Consider the following 5,930-nt stretch of genomic DNA (forward strand, 5'->3'; position numbering starts at 1 on the left):
ATATTAGAAGTTTTTAAAATATATTTTAAAATATCAGTATAATTATTTATATTAGGTATAGTATCTTTAGGTATACTTTCTATGAGATTAAAACAATTATCTGGGATTACATTTTTTATATTATGAATATTATCTTTAAAAAATGCTTGTCTTATAGCTGTTGCAGAAGCTATATTTCCTTCTATACTATTAGAATGAAAAGAAGAATTTTCTCTTAATATAGTCTTTGGGACAATATTACTATTTAATTTTTTTATAGCTTTTAAATATTCTATTGATAAAATATTATTTGGTTTATTTAAAAAATCTAAAGGTTTGTTTAAAAAAGTTTCTAGCGCCTTTAATCTAGCTTTAGGAAAAGATAATCCATCATTTAGAAATTCAGATAAAAGTTGTTTAAATTTTACTGGTTCATTTGATAGAATGTTAGAAATTTCTAAAAAGTTTTCTAAATTACCTTCTTCACTACCAAAGCAAATGTTATTTACAATACCTGTTTTATCTAAAATATCAATAGCTCCTAAAGAAAAAAGTTCAGCAGAGGCTGTTGCAAATATTAAAGGTAATTCTAATACAATATCTGCTCCATTTAAAAGAGCCATTTTAGTTCTTAAATATTTATCAAAAATAGCAGGTTCTCCACGTTGAGAAAAATTACCACTCATAACAACTATACAGTATTTACTGTTAGTTTTTTGTTTAGATTTTTCTATATGTAATTTATGCCCATTATGAAATGGGTTATATTCTGTTATAATTCCTAACATACTTATATCCTCTCTTATGTTATAATAGTTAATTATACCATAAAAAAGGTATAAATATAAATAAAAAAAACAATAAATTATACTAATTTTATAAAGAATAAAAAAATCAATAATATTAATTAGAAATTGTTTTATAAAAATTTTCTATAAAATCGTTAAAATACACAAAAAATACTATATACAAGGTTAAATATTGAAAAAAAATCCTAGATGTGCTACTATATAAATTGTCTTATTTAATAAAGAAAGGAATACTTTATTTATGGAAATAAATATTAAAAAGAGAGATGGAAGCTTTGAAAAGTTAAGCGTTGAAAAAACAAAAAAAGTTATAGCTTTTGCCTGTGAAGAAGTAGAAGGTTGCTCTCCAGAAGAATTGGAGCTAGATGCAAAGCTACAATTTAGAGATGGAATGACAACAAAAGAAATACAAAAAACATTAATACAAACAGCTATTGAAAAGGTTATATACACAGAAGATGATGGGTATGGAAATATAGTAAAAAAAATAAATGTAAATTGGCAATATGTAGCTTCTAGGTTATTAATTTATGATTTATATAAAGAAGCTGCAATAAATAGAAAGTATAACCACTTTGGTTATGGAAATTTTTTAGAATTAGTTAAAATGCTTGTATCTAAAAATTTATACGGAGATTATTTGTTAGAGCATTATACAGAAAATGAAATAATAGAACTTGGCGAGTACATAAAAAGTGATAGAGATAACTTATTTAATTATGATGGGTTAAATTTGTTATCTAAGAGATATTTAGTAAAAAGCTTAGATGGTGAAGTTTTGGAATTGCCACAAGAAAGATTTTTGATTATAGCTATGCATATAGCTATACCAGAAAAAGATAAGAAAATATATTATGCAAAAAAGTTTTATGATATTATGAGTATGCTAAAAATGACTGTTGCAACGCCAACACTTGCTAATGCAGGTACTCCTTTTTATCAACTTAGTAGCTGTTTTATATCAACAGTTGGAGATAATTTGTGGTCTATATATGATGTAAATCAAAAATTTGCTCAAGTATCTAAACACGGAGGAGCTTTAGGTATATATATGGGCAAAGTGCGTGCTTTAAATAGTGATATAAGGGGAAATAAAAATTCATCTGGTGGTGTTATCCCTTGGATAAGGTTATATAATGATACAGCAATAGCCGTTGACCAGTTAGGTAGAAGAAAAGGTAGTGCATCTATAACATTAGATATATGGCATAAAGATTTATATGACTTTTTAGATTTAAAGACAAATAACGGTGATGATAGAAGAAAAGCTCACGACATATTTCCAGCTCTTAGTATTCCAGACTTATTTATGAAACGATTAGAAAAAAGAGAAAATTGGTCTTTATTTGACCCTTATGAAGTGAATAAAAAAATGGGTTATTATTTAGAAGATTACTTTGATGATGATAATAACGAAGAATTTACAAAAAGATATATAGAATGTGAAAATAATCCTAATATAAATAAAGTAGTAACCCCCTGCCTTGATATAATGAAAAAAATATTAAAAAGTGCAGTAGAAACAGGTACACCTTTTATATTTTTTAGAGATACAGTAAATAAGGCTAATCCTAATAAGCATAAAGGGATAATATACTCTTCTAATCTTTGTCACGAAATAGCTCAAAATACAAGTGAGAGTATTTTGATAGAAGAACTACAAGAAGATGATATTGTTACAACAAAAATAAAGTCGGGTGATATGGTTACTTGTAATTTAAATTCTATAAATCTTGGAAGAGTTTCAAAAGAAGAATTAGAGGACTGTATACCCCTTCAAATAAGAATGCTTGATAATGTTATTACACTTAATAAATTGCCAGTGTTAGATGCTAGGGTTACAAGTGATAAATATAGAGCAATAGGTTTAGGTACAAGTGGATACCATCATTATTTAGTTAATAATAAAATAATATGGGAAAGTGAAGAACATCTTAAAGAAGCAGATTCTTTATTTGAAGAGGTAGCTTACAATGCTATAAAAGCATCTATGGAGCTAGCTAAAGAAAAAGGTGCTTATAAAGCATTTGAAGGTTCTGAATGGCAAACAGGGGAATATTTTGACAGAAGAAATTATACATCAGATAGATGGAAAAAATTAAAAGAAGATGTAAAAACATATGGTATAAGAAATGGATATATAATGGCAGTTGCACCAACGGGTAGTACATCTAACATAGCAAATACAACAGCAGGTATAGACCCTATATTTAAAAAATTTTTTGTAGAGGAGAAAAAAGGTATATATGTACCAAAAACAGCACCAAATTTAAATGATGAAAACTTTTGGTTGTATAAAGAAGCACACTATATAAAACAAGATTGGAGCATAAAAGCTTGCTCTCTTAGACAAAGACATATAGACCAATCACAGTCATTTAATTTATACATAACACCAGAGCTTAACGCTAAAGATATATTTGATATGTATATTAATTGTTGGAAAACAGGTATAAAAACTATTTATTATATAAGAAATCAGTCTTTGGAAATGGACGAATGTACAAGTTGTTCTAGTTAATACGGAGGTTAATTATGATAAAGAAAAAAATATTTAATGCAGAAGGAGAAAGAGGTACATCTAGCATAATAAATGGTAATACAACAAACCTTAGAGAATGGAACAGAATAAAATATGATTGGGCAACTAATATGTATAGAACAATGCTCAATAATTTTTGGATACCAGAGGAAATAGCATTAAATGAAGATGTAAAGCAATTTCCATACCTTACAGATGGAGAAAGAAATGCTTTTGATAAAATAATATCTTTTTTAAACTTTTTAGACTCTATACAAAGTGAAAATTTACCTAACTTATCAAGATATATAACAGCATCAGAGGTTTCATCATTATTAAATATACAAGCATTTCAAGAAGAAATACACGCACAAAGTTATTCTTATATATTAGATACAGTTACAAATCCTATAACTAGAGATAAAATATATGATATGTGGAGAGAAGATGAACACCTTTTAAATAGAAATAAATTTATAGCTAGTATATATGAAAATTTTAACCAAAATCCTACAAAGGAAAATTTTATAAAAGCTATTATGGCAAATTATATACTAGAAGGAATATATTTTTATTCTGGTTTTAGCTTTTTTTACACTTTAGCTAGACAGGGTAAAATGACTGCAACAAGTACGATTTTTAAATATATTAATAGAGATGAAATAACACATCTTGTTTTGTTTCAAAATATAATAAAAGAAATAAAAGTAGAAAATCCAGATATATTTACAAAAAGTTTAGAAGAAGAACTTAGAAATATGATGAAAACAGGTGTCCAACACGAAATATCTTGGGGACAATATGTAACTAATAATGAAATTTTAGGGTTAAACAATGATTTAATAGAGAAGTACATAAAATATTTATCAAATTTAAGATTAAAAGCAATAGGGTTAGAACCATTATATAGTGATATAAATCAAAACCCTATGGCTTGGATAGAAAGTTTTTCTAAAATAAATAATACAAAAACAGATTTTTTTGAGGCAAAAGTTTTAAATTATACAAAAGCAGCAGTATTTGATTTTGATAGTTTAGAATAATAATATAAATGATTACTCTTACTTATTTTATTGTAAATTTATAATATATTTTTATATATAAAAAAAATTTTGAAAAATGTATATAAAATTTTTTTATGAGAATTATCGAGAAAATGAAAAAACTGACAAAAAATACTTTTAAAATGGCATAAAATACAGCACATATCACATATATTCGAGAATATATTAGGAAGTGTTATTGAGTATATGTATAATACATACAAAAACAATACTATAAGAATTTTAACGATGACTATATAATACTAAATGTATATTTTAAAAAATAAAAATTTAGAATATAATCATTTTAGGAGAGGTGATTATATGTTTAAGGGTATTAAAAAAATTAACATTAACTATGACATCAATAGTAACATAGAAGTAGAATACAAATTTATAGAAAGTAATATAGGCAATAATATAATTTATGGGTTTAGTATAAAATCTAAGATTATAGGCACAAAAGAGATTACTAAAAAAGAATTTTTGGATTTTACAGATAATTTTGAGTATGCAAAAAACATATTTAATAGTTTGATACAAAATAAAGTTTTACCATTAAACCTTATAAATGTATTAGATGATATTACAAATTAATTTTAAAAATAAGTACTTATTTTAATAATAAGTACTTATTTTTATTTTTTTGCATATTTTTATATAAATATATAAGGGAGGATATATATGAAATCAGAAAATAGTATAGATTTTAACAATATAAGTTTAATTTTAAATACATTGAAAAATATGAAAAAACAAGATGAAAAGGAAGATAAAAAAGAAGATAATTTATTAATGAAAAGTTATAATAATACTGCTTATATAAAAAATATACTACCTTTAATAACAGATGATAATGAAAATATTTATAGAATAATAAGCTGCCTAGAAATAAATCAGTTAGTAACTAATTATAAAAAAACGTATCAAACAATAGATAAAGAAAAAGTGATAGATTTGAAAAAAGAAGCTTTTTTATATATAAAAAGTAATCTAAATGAAAAAAATAAACATATGGCAGATTTGGCATTAAAATTTATAGAAATTAAAGAAATAATGAATAAAAATTATAAAAGAGGTGTAAATAATGGATTATAATAAACTTTTTCAACAAGAAGCTTTTAAATCAATAGATAAAAATATATTGGAAAAATTTAAAATGTTAATAGAAAACATAAAAGGAAAAAATACAAATGATATAATGATACAAATAATGAGTTTCTACAACAGTATACCAAAGGGAGCTAATTTATCAAAAGAGGAAAGCAATGCTCTTATACAAACAATTATTTTAAATATGGATAATAAAGAAAGAGAAAATTTTTTAAATATGTTAGATTTAATAAATAGTTAAAAATAGAGTAAATGACAATTAAACTATGGATAAAAATACAAAATATATAAAAAATTACTATAATTTTATAAAGTAAATATATATAAAAATGGCTATTAAATATGTGATATTTTTAGTTACTTGTTTTATATATAATACTTTACAAAAAAAGATAATTGTTATATCATAATAAGTAAAGATTAATAAATTAATTTATTTATTAAGGTTATTTTATATAAATCTTT

6 protein-coding genes are annotated in these 5,930 nt (G+C 23.9%); 5 read left to right on the forward strand and 1 reads right to left on the reverse strand.

The features are described 5' to 3' along the window. Nucleotides 1–767, reverse strand: a 767-nt coding sequence (locus tag R5Z65_RS09195; RefSeq protein ID WP_317368695.1) for a nucleotidyltransferase family protein, incomplete at its 3' end; no start/stop codon positions are given. A 262-nt stretch (nucleotides 768–1,029) separates the two neighbouring features. On the opposite strand from R5Z65_RS09195, the gene R5Z65_RS09200 reads away from it, so the two are divergent. The 5 genes from R5Z65_RS09200 (at nucleotide 1,030) to R5Z65_RS09220 (ending at nucleotide 5,706) form a co-directional block, all read left to right on the forward strand. Next, complete coding sequence (locus R5Z65_RS09200) at nucleotides 1,030–3,309, forward strand: ribonucleoside-diphosphate reductase subunit alpha (RefSeq protein ID WP_317368696.1); 2,280 nt, start codon at nucleotides 1,030–1,032, stop codon at nucleotides 3,307–3,309. A 14-nt stretch (nucleotides 3,310–3,323) separates the two neighbouring features. Then, nucleotides 3,324–4,352, forward strand: coding sequence for a ribonucleotide-diphosphate reductase subunit beta (locus R5Z65_RS09205; RefSeq protein WP_317368697.1), 1,029 nt, complete (start codon nucleotides 3,324–3,326; stop codon nucleotides 4,350–4,352). Nucleotides 4,353–4,676: 324 nt separating this feature from the next. After that, a complete protein-coding gene (locus tag R5Z65_RS09210; RefSeq protein ID WP_317368699.1) occupies nucleotides 4,677–4,949 on the forward strand; it encodes a DUF6514 family protein in 273 nt (90 codons plus the stop codon). 87 nt (nucleotides 4,950–5,036) lie between these two features. After that, nucleotides 5,037–5,450 carry a hypothetical protein gene (locus tag R5Z65_RS09215; protein ID WP_317368700.1) on the forward strand — a complete coding sequence of 138 codons (414 nt, stop codon included), beginning with the start codon at nucleotides 5,037–5,039 and terminating at the stop codon, nucleotides 5,448–5,450. Next, entirely contained in the window at nucleotides 5,440–5,706 is a 267-nt protein-coding gene (locus tag R5Z65_RS09220) for a hypothetical protein (RefSeq protein ID WP_317368701.1), read from the forward strand. The genes R5Z65_RS09215 and R5Z65_RS09220 overlap by 11 nt, the downstream gene beginning before the upstream one ends. Nucleotides 5,707–5,930: the final 224 nt, after the last annotated feature.

This window comes from uncultured Tyzzerella sp., assembly GCF_963558545.1.
Classification (GTDB): Bacteria; Bacillota; Clostridia; order Lachnospirales; family CAG-274; genus Tyzzerella.